The sequence below is a fragment of the Pseudoalteromonas sp. bablab_jr011 genome (genome assembly GCF_016464045.1).
Taxonomy (GTDB): Bacteria; Pseudomonadota; Gammaproteobacteria; order Enterobacterales; family Alteromonadaceae; genus Pseudoalteromonas; species Pseudoalteromonas lipolytica.
Genome location: NZ_JACDWU010000205.1, coordinates 1 through 356, shown reverse-complemented (window position 1 = coordinate 356; position 356 = coordinate 1). Strand labels below are relative to the sequence as shown.

Annotated in this window: 1 protein-coding gene; it reads left to right on the top strand. The window is 48.6% G+C overall.

Annotation, left to right across the window (positions count from 1 at the left end; all coding sequences use genetic code 11):
* Positions 1–356, top strand: a 356-nt coding sequence (locus tag JIG41_RS12300) for a transposase (protein WP_199524838.1), incomplete at both ends; no start/stop codon positions are given.

The window sequence follows — 356 nt, the reverse complement described above, 5'->3', positions numbered from 1 at the left end:
CGCTCAGTAACGTCACCGACGGCGAGACCCTCCAAGATTTGATAAGACCATTACGTCGGCGTATAGATAGAGTGAGCGCTGATGGTGCTTATGATAGCCGCCGCTGCTATGCAGAAATTACTGAAAAAGGCGCGATACCTGTTATCCCGCCGAGAGAGAATGCACGCCTGTGGACTGATAAGCATCCACGCAATGAGGCTGTCATGTTGTGCAATAAGTTAGGAATCGCACAATGGAAAAAGCTCAGTGGATATCATGTGCGCTCATTAGCAGAAACAGCGATGTACCGTTTTAAACAGTTGATGGGGGCTAAGCTAAATGCGCGTGATTACAATCGCCAACTGGTTGAAGCGATG